Below are 463 nucleotides of genomic sequence, written 5' to 3' on the forward strand. Positions count from 1 at the left end.
TGCAAAAGAATTTTCTATGTCAGGGCGGAGAAATCGACCTGATTATGCAAGACCGTGAGACACTGGTCTTTGTGGAGGTGCGCAGCCGTGCCTCAGCCAGTTTTGGCGGGGCCTTGGCCAGCATTACCCCGGCCAAGCAAAGAAAGTGGCAACATGCTGCTCAGGTGTACCTGATGGGGCTTCGTTCACAACCTGCCTGCCGTTTTGACGTAATTGCCATAGAAGCGGGTAAAATCACGTGGTTACAGAACGTCGTCCTTTAATAATCCCGGGATGGTCGCCAGAGGGAACCGGTTTGGACTGCATGTTGTCCAAGCCCGTAGCAACTGGTGTCATGCCTGAATCCGACTCATTATGACGAATCAAAGAATTGTGGCGCACTTCAAAGAAAGTGCCGAATTAAAAATGCGTGCAGCCGAAGAGCTGGCGCAGCCTATCGCGCAGGCTGTGGAACTCATGTTCC

Annotated in this window: 1 protein-coding gene and 1 pseudogene; both read left to right on the forward strand. The window is 52.3% G+C overall.

Translation table 11 applies throughout. The features are described from left to right. Window positions 1-263: YraN family protein (locus tag KDM89_RS19690; protein WP_212689584.1), on the forward strand; the 263-nt coding region annotated here is incomplete at its 5' end. A gap of 91 nt (window positions 264-354) precedes the next feature. Next, window positions 355-463: pseudogene (locus KDM89_RS22630) on the forward strand (phosphoheptose isomerase); the annotation flags it as partial.

The sequence above is a fragment of the Cognatundibacterium luofuense genome (assembly GCF_018139685.1).
Taxonomy (GTDB): domain Bacteria; phylum Pseudomonadota; class Gammaproteobacteria; order Burkholderiales; family Burkholderiaceae_D; genus Undibacterium; species Undibacterium luofuense.